16 protein-coding genes and 2 pseudogenes are annotated in these 21833 nt (G+C 71.3%); 5 read left to right on the forward strand and 13 right to left on the reverse strand.

Annotated features, from left to right (window positions below):
* Positions 1-147 precede the first annotated feature (147 nt).
* The 8 genes from LJ221_RS15230 to LJ221_RS15265 all read right to left on the reverse strand — a co-directional run bounded on the left by LJ221_RS15230 (position 148) and on the right by LJ221_RS15265 (position 13268).
* The gene (locus tag LJ221_RS15230; RefSeq protein WP_241717279.1) at positions 148-2109 is read right to left on the reverse strand and encodes an alginate lyase family protein; all 1962 of its coding nucleotides are present in this window, start codon (positions 2107-2109) and stop codon (positions 148-150) included.
* Positions 2106-4310 (reverse strand): bi-domain-containing oxidoreductase, encoded by a 2205-nt coding sequence (locus LJ221_RS15235; protein WP_241717280.1) that lies wholly within the window; start codon positions 4308-4310, stop codon positions 2106-2108. Before LJ221_RS15235 ends, LJ221_RS15230 begins: the two co-directional genes overlap by 4 nt.
* 33 nt (positions 4311-4343) lie before the next feature.
* A complete protein-coding gene (gene asnB / locus LJ221_RS15240) occupies positions 4344-6278 on the reverse strand; it encodes an asparagine synthase (glutamine-hydrolyzing) (RefSeq protein WP_241717281.1) in 1935 nt (644 codons plus the stop codon).
* 3 nt (positions 6279-6281) lie between these two features.
* Positions 6282-7757 (reverse strand): Wzz/FepE/Etk N-terminal domain-containing protein, encoded by a 1476-nt coding sequence (locus LJ221_RS15245; RefSeq protein WP_241717282.1) that lies wholly within the window; start codon positions 7755-7757, stop codon positions 6282-6284.
* A complete protein-coding gene (locus LJ221_RS15250; protein WP_241717283.1) occupies positions 7754-9127 on the reverse strand; it encodes a polysaccharide biosynthesis protein in 1374 nt (457 codons plus the stop codon). The genes LJ221_RS15245 and LJ221_RS15250 overlap by 4 nt, the downstream gene beginning before the upstream one ends.
* Complete coding sequence (locus LJ221_RS15255) at positions 9124-10401, reverse strand: glycosyltransferase family 4 protein (RefSeq protein WP_241717284.1); 1278 nt, start codon at positions 10399-10401, stop codon at positions 9124-9126. Before LJ221_RS15255 ends, LJ221_RS15250 begins: the two co-directional genes overlap by 4 nt.
* Positions 10391-11707, reverse strand: a complete 1317-nt coding sequence (locus LJ221_RS15260) for a nucleotide sugar dehydrogenase (RefSeq protein ID WP_241717285.1) — start codon at positions 11705-11707, stop codon at positions 10391-10393. The genes LJ221_RS15255 and LJ221_RS15260 overlap by 11 nt, the downstream gene beginning before the upstream one ends.
* 82 nt (positions 11708-11789) lie before the next feature.
* Entirely contained in the window at positions 11790-13268 is a 1479-nt protein-coding gene (locus tag LJ221_RS15265; protein WP_241717286.1) for a sugar transferase, read from the reverse strand.
* 814 nt (positions 13269-14082) lie between these two features.
* Here LJ221_RS15265 and LJ221_RS23985 point away from each other — a divergent pair.
* A pseudogene (locus LJ221_RS23985) lies at positions 14083-14211 on the forward strand (carboxylate--amine ligase); the annotation flags it as partial.
* A 171-nt stretch (positions 14212-14382) separates the two neighbouring features.
* Here LJ221_RS23985 and LJ221_RS23310 read toward each other — a convergent pair.
* The 3 genes from LJ221_RS23310 to rpmF form a co-directional block, all read right to left on the reverse strand.
* Positions 14383-15045 carry a Fur family transcriptional regulator gene (locus LJ221_RS23310; protein WP_247720074.1) on the reverse strand — a complete coding sequence of 221 codons (663 nt, stop codon included), beginning with the start codon at positions 15043-15045 and terminating at the stop codon, positions 14383-14385.
* Positions 15046-15290: 245 nt separating this feature from the next.
* A complete protein-coding gene (locus tag LJ221_RS15275) occupies positions 15291-16463 on the reverse strand; it encodes a GTP-binding protein (RefSeq protein ID WP_241717288.1) in 1173 nt (390 codons plus the stop codon).
* Between the two features lie 7 nt (positions 16464-16470).
* Positions 16471-16641 (reverse strand): 50S ribosomal protein L32, encoded by a 171-nt coding sequence (gene rpmF, locus LJ221_RS15280; RefSeq protein ID WP_241717289.1) that lies wholly within the window; start codon positions 16639-16641, stop codon positions 16471-16473.
* A 263-nt stretch (positions 16642-16904) separates the two neighbouring features.
* On the opposite strand from rpmF, the gene LJ221_RS15285 reads away from it, so the two are divergent.
* Positions 16905-17123, forward strand: coding sequence for a hypothetical protein (locus LJ221_RS15285; protein ID WP_241717290.1), 219 nt, complete (start codon positions 16905-16907; stop codon positions 17121-17123).
* 689 nt (positions 17124-17812) lie between these two features.
* On the opposite strand, the gene LJ221_RS15290 is transcribed toward LJ221_RS15285, so the two are convergent.
* Both LJ221_RS15290 and LJ221_RS15295 read right to left on the reverse strand, forming a co-directional pair.
* The gene (locus LJ221_RS15290; RefSeq protein WP_241717291.1) at positions 17813-18460 is read right to left on the reverse strand and encodes a 4'-phosphopantetheinyl transferase superfamily protein; all 648 of its coding nucleotides are present in this window, start codon (positions 18458-18460) and stop codon (positions 17813-17815) included.
* Positions 18457-19359, reverse strand: a complete 903-nt coding sequence (locus LJ221_RS15295; protein WP_374228462.1) for a metallophosphoesterase — start codon at positions 19357-19359, stop codon at positions 18457-18459. The genes LJ221_RS15290 and LJ221_RS15295 overlap by 4 nt, the downstream gene beginning before the upstream one ends.
* Before the next feature lie 524 nt (positions 19360-19883).
* Here LJ221_RS15295 and LJ221_RS15300 point away from each other — a divergent pair.
* The 3 genes and pseudogenes from LJ221_RS15300 to LJ221_RS23750 form a co-directional block, all read left to right on the forward strand.
* A pseudogene (locus tag LJ221_RS15300) lies at positions 19884-20093 on the forward strand (IS5/IS1182 family transposase); the annotation flags it as partial.
* Positions 20094-20378: 285 nt separating this feature from the next.
* Positions 20379-21605: an ISAs1 family transposase gene (locus tag LJ221_RS15305; RefSeq protein ID WP_241717292.1), complete on the forward strand. Its 1227-nt coding sequence runs from the start codon at positions 20379-20381 to the stop codon at positions 21603-21605.
* 23 nt (positions 21606-21628) lie between these two features.
* Positions 21629-21833 (forward strand): hypothetical protein (locus LJ221_RS23750; protein ID WP_308314789.1); only part of this gene is annotated, 205 nt, incomplete at its 3' end.

Genomic DNA, 21833 nt, shown 5'->3' on the forward strand with positions numbered 1-21833 from the left:
CTGCCGCGGCCCGCGGGGTCCGCGGTTCCGGCGTCACCGGCCTCGCCCGGTACCGCCGCCCGGCGGCCACCTGCCCTTCCCCCGGAGGCTTCCGGTGGATTTCCGCGGTATCGCGGAGTCCGGCACGGAGATCCATCGGAAAACCCCCTAACCGCGGAAACCGAGAACGGTGGTGAACTCCTCCACGCCGTCGGCGAAGCCGGTGCCGACCAGCGTGGTGGCGGGCTCCCTGCGCCCGAAGCCGGCGGAGTACCAGCCGAGTGGCGGGTCGCTCTCGCCGCGGTGCGCCCGCCAGCGCAGCTGCCCGGGCAGGTCGAGCGCCGCGGAGCGGTCCTCACCGTCCCGGGCCCAGGTGAGCTGCGCCCGGTTCCCCACCAGCTCCGCGGTGATCGCCGGGCCGAGGTGGAACGCCAGGCGCACCGCCCTGCGCGGGCCGCGCACCTTGTCGATCACCTTCAGCTCCCGGCTCGCGGCCGTCAGCTCCACCCGGCGGTGGTGCACGGAGCGCCGGTAACCGTAGTGCTCGGCGCACCAATGGGCCGTTCCCCCGTGGGAGGCGCCAAGGGCGTCCACGGCCAGGACGCGGCTGCGGGCATGCCGGGTCCACAGGAACGGGCCGCCGGAGACGGACTGGTCGACGCCGTCCAGCTGCAGGGTGTTGTGGCCGAGGGTCGACCGGAAGTACTGTCGCCACTCGGGCTGCCCGTGGTAGCAGAAGGTCCCCGGGTCGGCGAGCACGTCGACCCCGTCGTGCCGGACCTCCACGGACAGCGCGTCCGCGTGGGCGTGCGCGGCGATGGACAGGAACCCGTGCGGACCACCGTCGCAGCGGCACCAGATCCCCTCCGGACCGCGCAGTATGGTGAGCCCCGCGTCGGCGAAGTGGGCCGGCCGGCCCGCCGGGCGCGACACGACCGGTGCGGTGGGCCGGACGAGCGCGGCCAGCAGCGGGGTGCGCACATCGGTCCCGGTCACCACCGGCCACCAGGCGAGCCGGCCGAACACCGCCTCCCCGGTGGCCAGCAGGGAGCCCCAGCGGTCGGTGCCCGCGCCGTCCACGACCAGGCCGTGCCCGTCGTCCGCGTCGCCCTGGCGCGGCGGCCGCAGCCGGTCGTCCACGACGGCCGCGAGCGCGTCGGTCATCCGCAGCAGCACCAGCCGGACCGACGCGGGGACCGGTACACAGGCCGCGTCCGCCTCGGCCACCGCGGCCAGGCCGAGCTCCAGTACCAGCCCGTGGTACTCGGTCGCCAGTTCGCGGTTGAGGCCTGATCCGAAGGTGTTGCTCCGCAGATGGCGCTCCAGCGACCGCAGCGCCTCGGCCCGCCAGCGCTCCGAGGAGGGGAACCACCCGAACGCGCAGGCCGCGGCGGCCTGCCCGGCGGCCTCGGCAATGACGTGGTTGTTCGCCGAGGACCCCCGGCTGGGGAAGGCGGCCAGCCAGCGCTGGTGGTGCCAGATCTGGTCCAGCGCCACCGGGTTGCCCTCGAACAACCCGGCCGCCCCGGGCCAGCCGTCGAGCAGCCGGCGAATCCACACCCAGGACAGCAGCCGGATCCCCAGCTCGATGCCGCTGGTCCAGTGCACTCCGCGCAGGGGCGCGTTGACCGCCCACCACGACCGCAGGTGTTCGGCCACCCGCTGGGCGTAACGCTCGTCCCCGGTGACCGCGTAGGCGGCGGCGAGCACGGTGAGGTACTGGTGCCGGGAAGGCTCCCAGATCTGCTTGATGTCCCCGACCGTGTCCTCGTTCCGGTAGGGCACGTCGAAGGCGTAGCCCTGCGGGGCCCGGCGCCCGGTCTTCGGGTCGTACCACCAGTCCGGGTCGGCCAGGTCGTCGCGGACCACCCCGAAGAACTCCGCGTGCCCGGCCATCAGCCGGTCCGCCTCGGCGACGAGGCGCTTGGCGGCGTCCGGAGGCACCGCGTCGATCGTCCCCTCGGGCAGGACCGCGGTGAACCGGGCGCCAGTCACGCGCGGGCGGTCCGGACGCGCCGACCGCCACCGCCGCCTGCGCACCGCGTCGCCCACCCGGCCGCCGACCTCCCGCGGCCCCATCCGGGACAGCCGCCGCAGGTACCAGCCCGCACTCCCCGCACTCACTGTCATCGCGCCCCCGTCAGCGTCACCGGCGCGCCCTCGGCCAGGCTGGTCCGCACGGCGAGAGTGGCGGCCGTGGTGGCGACCAGGGACCGAAGCGGCACCGGCATGGGGCCGCCGGTCCGCACGGCCCTGAGGAACGCGTCCAGCTCGGCGCGCTGACCCTTGTCCCGGGCTTTCGGCAGCCGGGAGCTGACCCACCGCCTGCGTCCGTATACCGAGGCGCGGACGAAGTCGTCGAGCCGCAGCGCGCGGCCGTCCGCGACCAGATCCACGGTCTCCTTGGGGAAGGAGGCCGGCCCGGTGGTGACGTAGCCGATGGTGGCGGTGGACCCGCCTGGGTAGCACAGCACGACCTGGAGGTCCTCGCCGCCGGACGCGGCGGTCGCGTACACCGAGACCGGGTCGGCCCCCAGCAGCCAGCTCGCCGTGTCGACGAAGTGCCCGCCCTCGCCGGTGAACCGAGAGCCCTCGGCGTCCTGCCGGAGGTACCAGCTGCCGTGCTCCAGCCGGCCCGCGTTGACCAGGTAGCGCAGGCTCGCGGGGCCGTTCCGGGGGCCGAACCGCTGTCGGGCCTCCCGCAGCAGCGGCGCGAAGCGGCGGTTGAAGCCCACCTGCAGCCGGTCGTTGCCGGACTCCTCCACCGCCGCGACCACGTCGGACAGCTCCTCCTCGGTGAGCGCCAGCGGCTTCTCCACGAACACCGCCTTGCCTGCCACCAGCGCCTTCCGGGTCAGCGCGGCGTGCGAGCTGTGGCGAGTGACCACGAACACCGCGTCGACATCCGGGTCGCCGAGCACGGCGTCCAGATCGGTGGTCGCCGCCTCGAAGCCGAACTTCCGCTTCGCGTTGGCGGCGGACAGCGCCGTCGTGGTGACCACCGTGGACAACACGGCGTCGTCGCGCTGCGCCAGGTGCGGCAGCAGCATCGATGTCGCGTAGGCCCCCGCGCCGACGAACGCCAGCCGCACCGACGTCCTGACCCGCCGGGCCGGTGCGGGCTCTTGGCCGCCGCGCACCTCGGGCACGGCCACCGCCGGAGCCGGGGCCTTCCCGGCGTCCCGCGTGCGCTCGGGCCGCTCCGCGCCACCGGGGTAGCGGAACAGCACGGCCACGGCCTTCAGGGCGCCCTCCTCCAGACTCCGGTAGGTCTCGACGGCGTCGTCGAAGTCGGCCGTGTGGGAGACCAGGGGCTCCACGTCGACGCGGCCCCGGGCGAGGAGATCGAGGAAACACGCCAGGTTGCGGCGCTCGGTCCAGCGCACATAACCGATCGGGTAGTCCCGCCCCTCCAGCTCGTACTCCGGGTCGTAGCGCCCGGGTCCGTAACTGCGGGAGAAGCGGACGTCGAGCTCCTTCTCGTAGTACGCGTTCCACGGCAGGTCCAGGCGGCACTTGCCGATGTCGACCACCCGGCCCCGGTCCCGGCTCAGCCGGGCGGCCAGCTCGACGGGCTGGTTGCCGCCGCCGCCGGCGGCCAGGTACACCTGGTCCACGCCCAGACCGCCGGTGAGCTCGGCGACGGCGGTCTCCACGGCCGCGGAGCCGGGGCCGCCGCAGGCCGCCGCGCCCAGGCGTTCGGCCAGCTCGCAGCGCGCCGGGTCGGGATCGGCCCCGACGACGCGCACCCCCGAGGCGGTCAGCAACTGCGCCACCAGCTGCCCGATCAGCCCCAGGCCGATCACCAGCGCCACGTCGCCGAGCTGCGGCTCACCGCGGCGCACGCCCTGAAGCGCGATCGAACCGACGGTGCCGAAGGCCGCGTAACGCGGCGCGAGCCCGTCCGGCACCCGGGCGTAGAGGTTCTTCGGCACCCAGTTCAGTTCGGCGTGCAGCGCGTGCTCGTTGCCGGCGCAGGCCACGAGATCACCGACCGAAACATCGTCGATCCCGCCGCCGACCTGCTCGACCACTCCGCACAGCGAATAGCCCAGCGGCGTGTAGGAGTCCAGTTTGCCCATCACCTTGCGGTAGGTGGCGGGAACCCCGTTGGTGGCCACGCTCTGCACGACCCTGGCCACCTGGTCCGGCCGGGAGCGGGCCTTGCCCAGCATCGACATGCCCGCCTCGGACACCTTCATGAGCTCGGTCCCGGTGGAGATCAGCGAGTAGGCGCTGCGGACCAGCACACCGCCCGGCTTGCACCCCGGCACCGGCACGTCGAGCAGCGCCAGCTCGCCGTTCTTGTAGTTCTGCACGACCTGTTTCACCCGAAGTCCTCTTGTTCTCTATGCCGTTTGTCTCTATGCCGTCAGGGGAGAGTTCAGGCCGGACCCGGAGGTCGCGCCGCGATACCAGTACTCGAGGGTCAGCACGTGCCACAGATGTTTGGAGAAGTCCCGGTGCCCGGCGGCGTCCTCGGCGACCAGCCGCGCCAGCGCGTCGCGGCGCAGGAACCCGGAACGGACGAGCGCGCCGTCGTTGACCACCTCGCGCACCAGCGGTGCCAGATCCCGGCTCATCCATGCGCGCAGCGGGGCGCTGAACAGGCCCTTGGGCCGGTACACGATCTCCCGGGGCAGGACGGAGCCGGCCGCCTCCTTGAGGACGGCCTTGCCCTGCCGCCCGACGATCTTGGCATCGCCGGGCACGGCGAAAGCCGCCCTGACCACATCGACGTCCACGAAGGGCACCCGCACCTCGGTCGACGCGGCCATGCTCGACCGGTCGGTGTAGGCGAGGTTCAGGCCCGGCAGGAACATCCGGGCGTCGCCCAGGCACATGCGGTTGACGAAGTCGTCGAGGTCGTTGTCCCGGTAGACGTCCGCGTGCTCGCCCAGCACGTCGTCGACCGCCCCGGCCAGGTCCGGATCGACCAGGGCGAGCAGCTCCTCCCGGTCGTACATGGTGTAGCTGCGCCGGAACGCGGTCTCCTCCGGCAGATCTGCGAAGGAGAGGAACCGCTTCGCGAAGCGCACCGACCGGTACCCCCGGCGGGCCGTGGCGACCGGCAGCCGTTCCACGGCCGCGGACAGGCCGCGCCGCAGGGGCCGCGGGACGCGCTGGTAGCGCAGCGCGAGCAGGTTGGCCAGGTGCTTGCGGTAACCGGCGAACAGTTCGTCGGCGCCCATGCCCGAGAGCATCACCTTGACCCCGGCCTCCCGGGCGGCCGAGCAGATCAGGAAGGTGTTGATCGCGGCGGGGTCGCCGATCGGCTCGTCCAGGTGGTACGTCATCCGCGGCAGCAGGTCGAGCACGTCCGGGGCGATCTCGATCTCGTGCAGGTCGACGCCGAACCGCTCGGCCACCTGCCGGGCATAGCGCAGGTCGTCCGGCATCGCCTCGAACCTGGCGTCCTCGGCGCGGAACCCGATCGTGTAAGCGGAGATCCCGGGCCGCTCCCGGGCCGCCAGCGCGGTCAGGTAGCTGGAGTCCAGCCCGCCGGAGAGGAAGGTCGCCACGGGGACGTCGGAGATCAGGTGACGCCGGGTCGACTCCTCGACGACGGCGGCGACGTCCGGCTGCTCGCCGGCCCGGGCCCGCTCCCCGGCCTCGGCGGCGACCTCCTCCAGACGCCAGTACCGCCCGCGCTCCACCCGGCCGTCGGGCCGGCACCTCAGCCAGCTCCCCGGCGGCAGCTTCTCCGCCTCCCGGAACGCGCACCGCGAGTCCGGCACCCAGTAGTACAGCAGCGAGGCCACCAGCGCCGCATGGTCCACCTCCAGCGGCCTGCCGGTCACAGCGGCGAGCGCCTTGAGTTCGGAGGCGAACACCAGGCCCCCGCCACGCCGGAGCAGGAACAGCGGCTTGATCCCGAGCTGGTCGCGGGCGAGCACCAGATCGCCGGTCCGCTCGTCGAAGACCCCGAACGCGAACATGCCGCGCAGCCGGGGCAGGCAGTCCGTGCCCCAGCGCCGCCATGCCTCCAGCAGCACCTCGGTGTCGGAGGTGCCGCGGAAGCGCACCCCGGCGGCGGCCAGTTCGGCACGGAGTTCGGGCGCGTTGTACAGCTCGCCGTTGTAGGTCAGGACGAGGCCGCCCGAGGCCATCGGCTGGGCGCCGGTCCCGGACAGGTCGACGATGGCCAGCCGGCGGTGCCCGAGGTGCACTTCGCCGTCACCGGCGCGATGGCTGTACCTGCCCGTCCCGTCCGGACCGCGGTGGGCGAGGGTGTCGGTGAGCCGGTCGGCCACCGCCTTCCCCTCCGGCCACCGGTAAGTGCCTGCGATACCACACATGTCCTACCGCGCCTCCTGGTCGTCGTCCGGGACCCGTGCCGTCCGCATCACCGGCAGCCGCTCCGTGCGCGGCGCGGCGTGCGGCCCGTTCCACAGCGTGCCGTCGGTCCGGTCACGCGGATCGGGATCGATCAGCACCACACCGATCACCGCGATGCGCTGGTCCGCGAGCTGCCGTGCCACGGTGTGCAGCCATGCGGCGCTGCCGTATCCAGCGCGCACGACGAGCACGGTCCGCGTGCCGAGGTACCGCAGATCGGTCCAGGCCGTGCCCGGCGCCACCGAGCCGACGCCGAGCCGGTGCCCCCGGTGCGACGCGGCCGCGGCACGCTCACCGTCGATCACGGCCGGGTCCCCGGGTTTCGGGTGGTGATCGGAGAGCCGCCGGCCGGGCAGGCCGTCGACGACGACCGTCGGCCCCTCCTCGGCCAGTGCTCCGGCAAGATCCAGCGCGATCATGCGCGCGTTGCGCGCGGCGCCGAGTTCCAGCAGTGAAACCGGCTCCGTGGAGTCGCGCACGGCGCGGGCCAGGGACGCGGTGAGCCGTTCCTGTTCTGTCTTGTTCCACCTGTGCCGCCATGGCGCGACCGGCCGGCGGGGCAGCTCCGCGATGACCGAGGCACCGAGGTTCGCCGCGATCTCCCCGCGCAGCACGGGGCGGTCCGCCGTCACCGCGCAGACCGCGGCCACCGCGAGTCCGAGGGCGAGTCCGAGAGCGGACCCGAGAGCCGCGTTGGTCGCGGCGGTCCTGGGCAGGGAGTGCCGCACCGCGTGCGGTGCGTCCACGATCTGTGTGCCGGCGATGAGCCGGGGCGTACCGACGCGCGCTTGCGCGGCGCGCTCACCGAAATCGGATATCTGCGAGGTGAGTTCGGCCCGACGGGCGAAGAGGGACTCCCTGTACGCCGACGCCTCCGGCCCGCTCTGCGACGGTCCTTCCCCGATCTCCTCGTTGACCTGTGCGAGCTCGTCGCGTAACCGGTCGCGCTGGTCGAGCAGGCCTTCGGCCTCGGCGTCCGCCGCTTCCCGCATCCGCCTCGTGTGGTCCGCGATGAACGCGTCGGCCAGTGCCCCGGCGCGGGCCACCGCTTCCGCGTCGCTACCGCCGGTCGCGTTGATCTGCAGCAGGTTGTTGGTCAAGCCGGTGCCCCAGTAATCCCGCATGAAGTCCTCCGGTTTCCCCGAGGACCCCAGGGACCGCAGGGCTTCGCCGGCGATCCGTGTGGTCCGCAGCAGAGCGGCGTCGGTGCGAATCAGCGTTCCGGGGTCGTTCGGCTGGTCTCCCTGGTGCGCGACCAGCACCTTGGTCACCGCGGTCGGCGGCGGTGGCAGCAGGACCGCGACCGCCACGCCGAGGAGTAGACCCAGAAGCGCCGTGGAGCACCACAGACGGCGCCTCCTGCGCACCGCGGCCACCAGCGTCTGCAGGTCCAGCAGCGGAGCGGCGGCCGAGGGATCCGACGCCGTGCTCATTGTCACCCCGGCCTTCCCTCCGCGTCGTCGCCGACCGCGGGCGCGGATGTGCCGTTCTTCCGGGAGCGGCCTGTGGACCGCGCCGTGCGGACCCGGCCCGGTGTGTCGTGGAGGGCGGCGAGGACGGTGCCGACAACCTCGTACCGGGCCTCCGCGCACGCCTCGGAGACGCCGGCGAGTTCCGGAGCGGTCAGGCTGCCCGCGCTGAGCACGGCCAGGGCACCGGACTCGGTGTCACGGTCAGGGAGCACCGGCCGGGACACCGAGACCTCCACGACCCGCAGCAGCGGGTCGCTCCCGGCATAGGCGACGAGTTGCCCGGCGGCCCGGAAGGCGATCTCGTCGCCTTCCGGTACAACGACCAGTAGCCGCCGGGGGGCCGACAGCCGGTCCCGGAGACGCGAGCACACCCGCTGGAAGAGGATCTCCCGGTCGGCCTCGTCGCCGGATGTCCGGGGGGCGGACACGTCCCATCGGATGTCCAGGCCCAGCATTCGACGGATCCGGGCCCATCTCCCCGACCGGCGTACGTGTGGTTCACCGGACACGCCGACGGTGCCCAGCGGCGCTGAGCCCATCGCCGCAGCGACCTCTCTCTCGGTGCGCGGTCGGCGGCTCGTCCGTGACACGACGGCGAGGTGGCCGACGATCACCGCCAGGAGGAACAGCAGCGCTCCGGCGACGACGAACTGCGTCCGCGTCGGCGGGACCGCGCCGGTCGGCCGGCCGGCCGGCCCCATGACGACCACGTCGGCCATGTCGGCGGACGGACCGGCCCGTTCCAGGCTGTCGACGGCCTTCTGCAAGGCGGTGCGCAGCTTCACGAGCTCTGTTCGGGTCTGCACGCTTTCCACGGTCTGCCCGCGGCCGGCCGCATCGGCCAGCTCTGTGATGCGGTGGATGGTGCGTACCACTGTCTCCTGGAGCGTCTCGGGCCCTGCCTCCGCTTCGGTGCCGGAGCCGTCGCCGGCGATCCGCGCGGTGAACGCGATGTACTCCCGGACCACCTGGTCGGAGAGGCGCTGTGCGCGCTCATGGGTGTCGGCCGTGCCCGAGATCTCGATGACGTTGCCGTCGGTGACCTTGGCACTCACCCGCTCCCGCAGCTCGCCGTCGCTCACCCCGGTCCAGTCGAGCGAGACGGCCGCGCGGTCGAGTACCACCGAGCTGGTCGCGATCTCCGTCTGGGTCAGCAGCTCGCGTTCCCCCCACGCCCCCGGCAGCAGCACCGATGCCGATGCCGTGTACCGCGGCGGAAACAGCAAGGAGGTGCCGTAGCCGACCAGAGCGCCCGTCACGGCGACGACGGCGAGGAGCCGCCAGCGCAGACGGACGATCCGCCAGACCGTGGCCAGGCGTACGGTGTCGTCGTTCAACGGCGTGCTCTCCTGCCCACTCGGCGCGGGTCACCCGTCGAGACCGGAACGTGGCCACGGCAGGCGGCGGCGTAGGCGCCGAGCAGCGACGCCTGGGAGTTCCGCCAGGAGAGCGGTCCACTGATCCGCTCCCGGCCGACCTCACCCATCCGGGCCCGCTTCCCGGGATCGTCCAGCAGTCGCGCGATGAGCCCGGCGAACTCGGCCTCGTCGTTGGCGGGTGCGTAGACGGCGGCGTCACCGGCGGAGACGCGAGCCTCCTTCAGGTCGAACGAGACGATCGGCCGGCCCATCACCATGTACTCCAGGACCTTGTTCATGGTCGACACGTCGTTGAGCGGATTGCGAGGGTCGGGGGAGAGGCACACGTCCGCGGTGGACAGGTAGCGCACCAGGTCGGCGTCCGGGACGCGCCCGGTGAACTGCACCTGTTCCGAGAGCCCGAGCCGCCGGGACAGCTCCACCATCGAGTCGAAGGTGTCGCCGCCGCCGACGAACACCGCATGCCAGTCGGTCCGCCCGATCTCGTCCCGGAGTTTCGCCAGGGCCCGCAAGGCGTAGTCGACACCGTCCTGTGGACCCATGACGCCGAGATAGCACAGCAGATGGGGCTTGCCGCGCTTCAGCTCCGGCTCGGGCGGTACGGGACGGAACCGGTCGGTGTCGGGCGCGCTGCGCACCACGAAGACATCCTTCGGCAGCCGGCCGCCACGGCGCACCGCGACGTCCCGGTAGCTCTCGTTCGTGGCGAGCACCACGTCCGCGGCCCGGTAGGTGAGCCGTTCCAGCGCGCACACGGCGCGGTAGAGCAGGTCCTCGCCGCGGTCGAACCGGGAGAGGTACAGCTCGGGCACCAGGTCGTGCTGGTCGAAGACGAACCGCGCTCCGCGCCGCTTCAGCCACACCCCCGGCAGGAACAGCAGGTCGGGCGGGTTGCAGGCGTGGACCACGTCGACCGGACCGACCTTCCGGGCCAGCCGGAACGTATGCCACAGCGCAGATCCGTACTCCCGCAGGTAGCCGGCTGGACCTTTGGTGGCCGCGCGCAGCGGGTAGCGGTGGATCCGCACCCCGTCGATCTCCGCTTCCGGCTCCGTGTCCCGCTTGCTCCCCCGGGGACAGATGACATGAACCTCCCAGCCCGCGTCGCGCAGCGTCGTGCACTCCTGCCACACCCGGCGGTCGAACGGCACTGACAGGTTCTCCACCAGGACCAGCGCGCGCCGGCCCGGCCGGCCGCCGGCCGTGTTGTCGGACGATGTGTCACCAAGCAAGGCCTACGTACCCCGGTTCGGCCCGGCGCGCCTCGGCGTCGGGAAGGCGGACGAGATCGACGATCAGCGGGCCGCCGCCGTGAGGCAGAGCCGACAGCACTTCCGGATCCCTGGTCCCGACCACGCACACCTCGGCATGCTCGAGTACCTCGTCGACGGAATCCGCGAGTAACCGGGCGAGGTGCGGCAGCCGGTCCTCGATGTACTCGCGGTTCGCGCCGAGCAACCGGGACAGGCTCACGTTGGCGTCGTGGATCCGCAGGTCGTAGCCCTTGCCGAAGAGCCTCTCGGCCAGTTCGACGAGCGGACTCTCGCGCAGGTCGTCGGTACCGGGTTTGAAGGACAGCCCGAACAGGCCCACCCGGCGCTTGCCGGTGCGCTCGACCAGATCCACCGCGCGCTGCAGGTGGTCGGAGTTGGAGGGCAGCACATGGGAGAGGATGGGCACCGAGACATCGGCCCGCCGCGCCGCGTGGACCAGGCTGCGCAGGTCCTTGGGCAGGCAGGAGCCGCCGAAGGCGAAGCCGGGCCGCAGGTAGGCGGGGCTGATGTTCAGCTTGCGGTCGGCCAGGAACACGTCCATCACCCGGTGCGAGTCCACCCCGAGCGCCTGGCACACCGCGCCCAGCTCGTTCGCGAAACCGATCTTGAGGCCGTGGAAGGCGTTGTCCGCGTACTTGACCGCCTCGGCCGTCGGGATTGGCACCCGGAACACCTCGCCGGGCAGGCCGTCGTACAGCGCCGCCACCACATCGCCACTGGCCGGATCGAGTTCGCCGATGACGGTCTTGGGCGGGTCGAAGAAGTCCCGCACGCTCGTGCCCTCGCGCAGGAACTCCGGGTTGACCGCGACCCCGACGTCCACCCCGGCGGTGCCGCCGACGTGCTTCTCCAGGATCGGCACCAGCAGGTTCAGGCAGGTGCCCGGGAGCATGGTGCTGCGGAACACGACGGTGTGCCGCCCGCCCCGCTCGGCCAGCGCGGCGCCGATCTGCTCGGTGACCCGTTCCAGGTACGTGGTGCACAGACTGCCGTTGGCCTCCGACGGCGTGCCCACACAGACCAGCGACACCTCACTGTCCGCGATCGCCTCGCGGACGTCATCAGTGGCACGTAACGCCCCGCTCCGCACGACCTCGGCGACGAGCTCGCCGATGCGCTCCTCGACCACGGGGGCCCTGCCGTCGTTGACCAGGTCGACCTTCACCCGGTTCACGTCCACCCCGACGACCTGGTGGCCCATGCCGGCCAGGCACGCGGACGACACACAGCCCACGTAGCCGAGCCCGAAAACACTGACCTTCACGATTCGTTCCCCTCCTCAGACAGGCCCTCCCGGCCTGCGGTCCGCGCGCCGACGGGACCTTCGGGTCCCGGCCCCCCGCGCATCAATAGGCCCCCTGGCCGTGGATCACCGCACGCAGTGTCTTCCACAGGATCACCGTGTCCAGAGCGAGCGACCAGTCCTCCACGTACCGCAGGTCCAGCCGGACCGTCTCCTCCCACGACAGGTCGCTGCGTCCGCTGATCTGCCACAGGCCGGTGAGCCCGGGCTTGACCAGCAGCCGCCGCCGGATGTCCGGTCCGTACGCGGCGGACTCCTCCGGTAACGGAGGCCGCGGACCGACGAGCGACATCGACCCGGTGAGCACGTTGAGAAGCTGCGGGAGCTCGTCGATCGAGTACCGGCGCAGCACCGCCCCCACCCGGGTCACCCGCGGATCCCGGCGGAGTTTGAACAGCAGACCGGCACCCTCGTTGCGGTCGGCCAGCTCGGCACGTGCCCTGTCGGCCCCGGCGACCATGGTGCGGAACTTGACGATGGTGAACTCGTGGCCGTCCTTGCCTACCCTGCGCTGGCAGTAGAACGGCCCGCCCCGGCTGTCCAGCGTCACGAGTGCCCCGACGACCACCATCAGCGGAGCGAACAGGAGCAGGAGGACCGCCGCGCCCACCCGGTCGACAACCTCCTTCACCACTCGGCGGCCCCCGGTGAAGGCGGGCATGCTGACCCGCAGCAGGGGGATCCCGAGCACCGCGTCTATGTGCAGCCGCGGACCGGCCACCTCCATCAGCACGGGGGCCACGACCATCTCGGCGTCGCTGCCCTCGAGATTCCAGGCCAGCCGCTGGAGCCGGTCCGGCGACCAGTGGGGGTCCGGTGTGATCGCGACGACACGGTAGCCGTCGCGGCGTATGTGGCCCGCGACGTCCGTCAGCCGGCCGACGATCGGAACCCCTTCCAGACGGTCGCCGTCCGGTCCGAGGCCGTCCGGTGTGCACACCGCGTCCACCCGCCAGCCCAAGTGCGGGAACTTGCGGGTGCGGGCGATCAGGTCCCGCACGGTGTCCGGGCTCCCGGCCGCGAGCACCGGTCGCAGGCAACGCCCCTCCTTCCGCTCCTTGTGCAGCCAGAGACGCAGCAGGTACCGCGCGGTCGTGGTGATGAGCGCGATCGCGGGAATCGCGACGAAGATCCAGAGTTTGATGTTGCGCGAGGTGAGGGCTATCCCACCGAGCGCCAGTACGACGGTCGCCGTGAACAGCGAGCGCCCGAGCCGGCGGAACTCCTCGGCGCCCTGGCCGAGCACGGCCGGAGCCCACGACCGGTTCGCCGCAAGCGCCCCCAGCACCAGCAGCTCGGTGCCGAAGGCGAGTATTCCCCACTTCTCGTGCCAGTCGGCCGCGTCCCGGACCCCGAAGAAGTTGCCGATCGCCGCCACCACGAAAGCGGTGGTCACCGTATCGCTGATGATCACGGTACGGCGGTACCGCTGCTCCCAGCCGACCGCAGGCCGGCCGACGACTCCGTTCGCCAGACGCCCGTGCGCTGACGGAGACGAGCTGGCCAATCCCCCTTGTCGCACAGAACCCCCCAAGGTCCAGTGGTTCGACGTGTTCGCCTAACGCTGTTCCTCCCCGCGGGAGACTCCGCCCCCGCGCACGACGTCCCGGCTGCTCGGAGTCGCTCGAACACTCCGTTCCGGCGGCAGCGGACTCGCATGCCCTGCCGGACCCCCGAGATGTGCGCGGACCCGCCGAAACCCCGGACGCTCCCCGCGCCCGAGCCCCCCTGCAGCTCGAGAATTGATCATCCCCATGCCCGGTGCTGGGGAATGCTGCTGCCGGACCTCCGCAGCACCGACCCCCATAGATCATCTTGCTCGCTTCACACCCGGACAGCTGAAGCATGGTCAATCTAGCCCATCGGGACTGTTGTGGAGAGAGGGTGTGTGTTTTTTGTGCTTGAGCTTAAAAGAGGATCGAATCTGTCGATCGATGACTTTCTGTGCTCACCTCAACGTCGCTGTTTGATCGTTTTCTGATCGCGAGTTTACTGATGATCTTGTGGTCGTATTCGTCGCCGCCGGGTACGGCCACAGGGGTTACGAAGCCGGACCGAAGCGCCGATCTCGGTCTTCCGCGGGTCGGCGGACGGCTCGAACCGGCCCCGGCTGCCACCGGCTCTGATGTGCCTATCGGCTCCCGGGCCGGATGTCGCCCGACCGTGGACGCGCTTGGCCCGACCACCGCCGCGGCGGTGTGCCGCGAAGGCTCACCGGGCCCCTCGGTCTCGCGGTCGCCGCCCGAAGCCCCGGTACTCCAGCAGGCGAAAATGAAAACGACAACCGTTAATCTCTTCGGGGTCATGCTCATGCTGTGCTGTGCGAAGGGTGGGCCGTGGGACATCTCTTGGTGATCGAGAGCTGGGTCGGATCGATGAGCCGACTGCTGCCGCGTGTCATCGGGGAAGAGGGGCACCGGTTCACGTTTGAGGCTCGACGACGTGTCGGCCGGCTGCGCGGGGCGGGCGGTGCTGACCGGTGAGGCGCTCGGGCGCGTCTGGGGACTTCCCCGGCCGGCCTGCCCTCATGCGGCGCAAGAGCGGGCAGGTGCTCAACCCGGCCGGGGGTGAGGCTCCTGGGCGAACCCCGCCGAGGCCTTCCGGCCCGGCCGCTCCGGTGGCCGGGGTGCGGGCCGTCAGGCTGTCCGCTCATCCAGGCACTTTCGACATCGTCCTTCGAAGACGAGCATGTGGCGTACGTCGGCGAATCCGTACCGCCGCTGCGTCGCCGCCAGCCACTCCTCGAATTCCCGGCAGGGTACCGGCACGTTGTACCCGCAATCGCGGCAGACCAGGTAGTGCCGGTGCTCGGTGGTGTCCCTGTAGCGGTAGGCCTTCCCCCCGCTGCCGTCGCGCACGACATCGACCAGGCCGAGGCGTTCCAGGGCGGCGAGCGCCCGGTACACGGTGCTCAGGCTGACCGGGTCCCCCTGGCGCTGGAGGCGCCGGTGGATCTGCCGGGCGCCGGCGAACACCTCCAGTCCTTCGAGTAATCGCAGGACCGTCGCCTGTCGTCGGCGGGTTCCGGGGAGCGGGGACCACCGGTCGGGGGCCCGGAGGGCGTCGTCCGCCGGGGCGTCCCGGTGTGTTCGAGCGGTGGGCCGCCTCTCGGGTGCCCGTGCGGACGCCGTGCGCGCCGACGGGGCGGCCCCGCCGCAGGAAGGGGGCGGGGCTTGCTCCTTCCGTGCCCGCGGCCCTCCCTGGGGCCGCTGTGTCGCACGGAACTCCTGTGGTGCACGGGATGCGGGTCCTTCCCCGGGTGCGAGGAAACCCGTCGGTGACGCGGCGTCACTGGCCATGGTGACACTCTATGGGAAACGGTTTTCGTTTTCCCGTTGCCTCGTCCTCCAGGGGGCCGTCGGGTGTTCCGGCCGATTCGGCGGATCCGTGCCACCGCCGGATCGTCCGCCGTTCGCTCGCCGTACCGGTGCGGGAGGGGGTGCTCACCCGCACCGGCGACGGCCGCTTCACCGGTCCGGCGATCGGACGGTGAGGCACTGGACAGGGCGGCGCCGCGGCTGCACCACCGACCGGCCCGAAGTCCTCACGCCGCAGGCAGCGGCCGCGGGTGGTCGTGTTCGCAGGCGTCCTCGATGCCGTAGGTGTCCCACGAGGGGAACGGATCGTGGGACGGAGTCGCCTCGCCGTCGGCCAGCAGGCACGAGGACAGGGCGGTCCGGAGGGGGTTCGGTCGCAGGCCGGTGCCGATGAACACCAGTTCCTGCCCCTGGCCGTCTCCTGTCTCGCGGGCCCCGGATGGCTCGAAGCGGGCGACGGAGCCGGCCTGGGACCACAGTCCGGTCGCATGCGGGCGTGAGGCCAGGTGGAAGAAGCCCTTGGAGCGCAGGACCTGTCCGAACTCCCCGCTGCCGAGGCGCTCGGTCACGAAGGACCACAGCCTCTCGGGGTGGAAGGGCCTGGTGGAGTGGAAGACGGTGGAGGAGATGCCGTACTCCTCGGTCTCCGGTATGTGGTCGCCGTTGAGCTCCATCACCCAGCCCGGTGCCTGCTGCGCTTTCTCCAGGTCGAACAGCCCGGTGCCCAGGACCTCACCGAGGTCCACCCGCCCGTGGGTGGCGGGCACGATGCGGGCGGCAGGGTTGAGCCGGGTGAGCGCGGCCCGTAGCCGGTCGGCGTCCCCGGCGCCGACGAGGTCGAGCTTGTTGAGCACGATCACGTCGGCGAACTCGATCTGGTCCATCAGCAGGTCGCTGACGGTGCGCTCGTCGTCCTCGTACTGGTTCAGGCCCCGCTCGGCGAGCCCGTCCCCGGCGGTCAGTTCGGGCAGGAAGTTGGCGGCGTCGACGACGGTGACCATGGTGTCCAGGTCGGCGAGGTCCGCCAGGGTGGCGCCGTCGTCGCGGGGGAAGGCAAAGGTGGCGGCGACCGGCATCGGTTCGGAGATGCCGCTGGACTCGATGAGCAGGTGGTCGAACCTTCCCTCGCGGGCGAGGCGGTCGACCTCCTCCAGCAGGTCGTCGCGGAGGGTGCAGCAGATGCACCCGTTGGTCATCTCCACCAGGCGCTCCTCGGTGCGCGACAGGGCCGCCTGGCCGCCGCGGACCAGGGCGGCGTCGATGTTGACCTCGCTCATGTCGTTGACGATGACCGCCACCCGCAGGCCCTGGCGGTTGGCCAGGATGTGATTGAGCAGGGTGGTCTTGCCCGCGCCGAGGAACCCGGACAGGACGGTCACCGGCAGCCGCTGGTGTGTCATACCGTTCTCAGTCCTCAGGTCGCAGCAGGCCACGCTGGTATGCCTTGACCAGGTGCTGCGGCACCAGATAGGACGCGCCGTCCACGGTGATCGGCACCAGCTGCGGGGTGCGGGCCTTCCACTGGGCGCGGCGGTGGCGGGTGTTGCTGCGGGACATCTTCCGCTTGGGTACGGCCATGGCGAACCTCCTGGTTTATGACTGCCAGGACTATACATGAAAACGAATGTCATTATTGACTCTTCTCCGCCGCGCGCTCCGTCGTCGGCTGGGCGCGTCGGTGGTGAAGTCACGCCCGACGAGATCCGGCCCCGGCGCCGCAGTTCCTTCAGCCGGGCCCGCTTGTCCACCGGCAGCGGCCCGTCCCGCCGTCCGTGTTCGCGCTCGTGCCGGCCCACCCAGGCGCGCAGCGTCTCCGGATTCGTGCTGAGTTCCCGGGCCACATGGGCGATGGGCATGGGGGCACGCTGCTGTTCGGCGCGGATGCCCTGTTCCGCGAGGGCACCAACGAGACCAATACCGACCCGGACGCCGAAATCAGGGACCTGCGGTTCCAAGTGGCCGCCGGGGAGTCCGTGACGCACACGGTCTGCCCGAAGAACGGGGAGAACGGCGGCAAGGGCTACGTGACGCTGGAGCCGACTCTCACCGACACCGGCTGACCGAGGACGCAACAGTGCCGCGGCGCCCCACGAGCCCCGCGGCACCCTCGTGGCACGGCAAGGCCGGTCACGACGCCGGGCGGCCCGGATAGAGCCCCCTGTCATCTGGGTCCGCGACCGTGGTGGTGTCTCACGGGGACGGGGAACCAGTGGGGTCGAGCCAGCGGTCGGCACCTGGGCCCAGCAGCTCGTGGAGCAGCGGGGGGCGTGGGCAGTGCCGGGTGGAGGTACACATGCTCACGGCGTTGTCCGACAACGGCCAGCATCGTCCGGAAGGGGGTCAATCGAACGGCTCTGTCCCGCTTCCGGTGGTGACGGAGCGCGGGAACCGGGCGCCCCCGCCTCACAGGGAGTGCGTCCGGTTCCCTGACCTCGGTACTCCGCGGCAGACAGCGGCGCATCGAAGACGCCGAGGTTGTCGCGCCGGCCTCTCACTGTCGGCCGCGGCCCGAGAACGACTGTCGCGATGCGCTTGCCCGTGGTTTCTGAGCGATGATCTGGCCACCATCCCCGTGACCGGCTGTCACCACCGGAAGTGAGACAGAACCGATCGTTTTACAGTCCCGCCGCGGCGGAGCCGAGCGTGTCGGCGACGTGGGCCGACTGCGACCGGTGGCGTGAAACGAGTCCCGGGTGGGTGGCCGGAGAAGAAAGACGGCTGCGTGCGGGCGCTGCCGCGCGGCGGCGGGCTACGGCTGTACGGCGATCGATGTCAGCAGTAGCCCGTTGCCGGCGGTCCAGCGGCCGGAGAAGGCGTTCAGAGGGCTGCCGAGCAGGTGCGGGGCGGGTACCAGGACGCGGGCTGTGAAGGTGCCGTCCGGCAGGATGGTGACCGAGGCATCCTGGAAGTCCAGGAGCCGTCGGCCCACCGGGAACCACGCCTTGTAGACGGACTCCTTGGCGCTGAACAGCAAACGGCCCCAGGCCGGGCCCCCGGTGGGCAGCGCGGCCAGTGCGGCAAGGTCCTCGGGGCGGGCGATGCTCTCCAGCATGCCGTCCGGAAGAGGTGCGTCCGGCTCCGCGTCGATGCCGAGAGCGGCCACCTCGCCGGCCCGGGCCACCACGGCGGCGCGGTAGCCCTGGCAATGGGTCATGCTGCCCACGACACCGTCCGGCCAGCCGGGCGCATCCCGCTCCCCGGGCAGGATCGGCACCGGCGGGTGGCCGAGCTTCGCCAGCGCGTCCCGTGCGCAGGCACGGACTGTGGTGAACTCGGCCCGCCGCTTGGCAACGGCCCGGGCGATCACGGCCTCCTCCTGCGGGAAAAGCGGGGTGTCGAACCGGTCGGTGAAACTGTGGACGCACGCCACGCTCGACGGCATCAGGTTCTCGATCACGCGCCGACCCTCCCCACGACCGCCGCCGGAACCTCCCGGGCCGGGACGATCTGCCGCGCGAGGTCGTTGCGCAGCCCGAACCGGCGCCACTCGCGCGGATAGCCGAGCGACACCTCCTCGAACCGCACCCCGTCGTACACCGTGTGCCGGGGGATGTGCAGATGGCCGTAGACCACGGCCTCCACGCCGAACCGGGTGTGCCAGTCGGCGGTGCGCACCGTCCCGCACCATTGGGCGAACTCCTGGTATGTCATGATCTCGGTCGGCTCGCGGAGCAGGGGCCAGTGGTTCACCAGCACCAGCGGCAGGTCACCCGCCACCTCCGTCAGCCGCCGCTCGCTCTCCTCGACCCGGGCGGCGCACCAGGCCGCCCGCGACGGATACGGGTCGGGGTGCAGATAGAACTCGTCGGTGCAGACGATCCCGGCCTCATGGGCCCGCGCCAGCGACTCCTCGGGCGTCGACGTGCCGGGCGCCAGGAAGGTGTAGTCGTACAGCAGGAACAGCGGTGCGATCCGCACCGGGCCGCCCGCCCCTGTCCACACCGGGTACGGATCCTCCGGCGTCAGCACGCCCAGGCGATGGCACATCGCCACCAGCGCCTCGTACCGTGCCGCCCCGCGCGGCGCGTTCGCGCTGTCTTTCTCCACGGTCCACAGCTCATGGTTCCCGGGCACCCAGATTACCTGCTCGAACCTGTCCCGCAGCACCCCGAGCGCCCACTCGATGTCCTCGAACCGCTCTCCGACGTCACCCGCCACGATCAGCCAGTCGCCTGGCGCCCCGGGCTCCAGCTTCTCGACGATCGCCCGGTTGTCGTCGTACGACACATGCAGGTCACTAACCGCCCGTAACACGCTTTCGATCCCTCTCACCCGGCCAGCATAGGCGGGAGGCACTCGGTCGCTCGCACCCCCATCGGTGCCCGCACCATCTGCGGTCAGCCCATGGCTGTCGGCAGAGGGCCTGTCGAACGAGCGGCCCGAGTCTGTCAGACGTTCGACTCTGTCTCGCATTCGGCGGTGACAGATTGTGAGTATGAGGCACCTCTGTCTTGCAGAGGGTGCGGTCGGTGCTCTGGCCTCGACGCTTCGAGGCGGATGGCGGCGCGTCGGAGTCGCTGAGTCTGTCGTGCCACGCTCTCACGGACACAGGGCTCCGGCGTTTGCCCGGATCGCCCCGGCCTGGGTCGGTTGATCATGCTGGCGGGCCCCGGAAGGAGACGAGCACGGCACCTGTGGATCATGGAGTTCTCTACGCTGCAAGATCCACGAAGGTGCCGTGCTTGTTCCTCCATCATCCCCTGCCGTCGTTCCCGTCTCTGTGGCGCCCCGCCTGGAAGCCCTCGGACCGGATGCCGCACGAGGCCAAGTCCCGCGGCCTGATTGCCGAGTTCGAGTCGGTCACCGATCCCCGCGGGGTGCGCTACATCCGTGAGACCGTGGAAGTCCTGGCGGCCCTGGCGCCGCACCTGGCCGACGCCATGAAGACGGCCGCGGCCAAGGCGTATCCGATCCTGGACGGCACCCTGCTGCCGATCGACCGGATTGCCGCCGACCGGCCGTACTACTCGGGAAAGCACCAGCGGCACGGCATGAACATCCAGATCCTCGTCGCCCCGGCCGGTGAAGTTCCCCCCTGATCCTGGATAGCGGATGCTTACGCTGCGGGGGTGAAGTCGTGCTGCAGCCTGGCTCGGGTTTCGAGTGGGGTGAGGTACCCGAACTCGGGGTGCTTGCCAGGGCTCCGTCGTTGTGCTTGCCAGGGCTCCGTCGTTCTCGCGATCGGCCCGACAGAGCCGGTATGGGCCTGGTATCCCAACTCGGCCGTGATGGTCCTGGATCGGCCGGCAGACGCGCAGGCACGGCTTCCGGTGATCATGGAGTGTCGAGTTCGCTGATCACCACAACGGAAGACCGTGCCTGCTGCGCCATCATTGCCCATCCCCACCGGGCTGGGCCAACTCGCCGGTTCCGAGCCGGCCCGCCCCCATGAACTGCCCGACCTGCTGAATCGGCTGCGCCGCCTGCCCGACCCGCGCCGCTTGCGAGGCCGGCGCCACCCACTGTCATACGTCCTGGCCCTGGCCGCCTGCGCGGTCCTGGCCGGAGCGAAGTCTCTCACTGCGATCGCCGAGTGGGCCGCCGATGCCCCTGACCGGCTCCTTCTCGGCTGTGGGGCCATGCTGCGCGGTCCGGACCGGCCCTACCTGGCACCCAGCGAGGCGACCGTGCGCCGTGTACTACAGCGCATCGACGGCGACGCGCTCGACGCCGCGGTCGGCGGCTGGCTCACCGCCCGCGCGGACACCGCCCGCGCCGCCGGCCAGGACGAGCACCCGCCGTCCCGCCCGGCGCACGCGGCCATCGCGGTGGACGGCAAATCCCTGCGCGGCGCGATCCGCGCCGACGGCCGCCGAGTCCATCTGATCTCCGCGCTGCGCGGCGACGGCATCGTGCTCGCCCGGCGCGAGGTCGGCGCCAAGAGCGACGAGATCACCGCGTTCCGGCCGCTCCTCGAACCCCTCGACCTGGCCGGCACGGTGGTGACCTTCGACGCCCTGCTGACCCAGACCGACCACGCGAAATTCCTGGTCGAGGAGAAGAACGCGCACTACATCGCCGTTCTCAAGGGCAACCACCCGAACCTGCACGCGCTGGTGAAGAACCTTCCCTGGAAGGAGGTGCCGCTGATGGACCGGACCCGCACCGCCGCCCACGGACGCGACGAGATCCGCCGTCTGAAGGCCGTCACCGTGCCGCGGTTGCCGTTCCCGCACGCCGGCCAGGCACTGCAGATCGTCCGCCGACGGCGCACCGTACGCACCGGGAAAGTGACGCTCGAACGCGTCTACGCGGTCACCAGCCTGACGGCTCACCAGGCGATGCCCGCTGACCTGGCACAACGCGTGCGCGGGCACTGGGCGATCGAGAACCGGGAGCACCAAGTCAGAGATGTGACGTTCGGGGAAGATGCCTCGCGGGTGCGGACCGGCAGTGCCCCTCGGGCGATGGCCTCCCTGCGGAACCTGGCCATCGGCGTGCTCCGCCTGGCAGGCAGGGTTCGTCGCATGATCGCGTTCTGTCCGGGTTCATCCGGCGAGGCCGAGGCGGTCAGGGGTCTGCGGCAGTCGCGGGCGGCGTGACGTAGGGCGGCGGCGATGTTGGTGTGGCCGTCCTGGCGGTGGACGCCGATGGCGAGGTTGCGCAGGCCGGCCATGATGCGGGGGAGGCAGCCGGTGTGGATTTTGGAGTCGTCCTCGCGGAAGGTGCGGTCGCGGACGTGGTGCAGCAGGTTTTCGATCTTCCAATGGCCTCTGATCCAGGCGGCGAGCCGGGCGCCGGTAACCGTGCCGGGCGGCAGGCTGGTGATC

The sequence above is a fragment of the Streptomyces sp. CNQ085 genome, from assembly GCF_022614595.1.
In the GTDB taxonomy this organism is placed as follows: Bacteria; Actinomycetota; Actinomycetes; order Streptomycetales; family Streptomycetaceae; genus Streptomyces.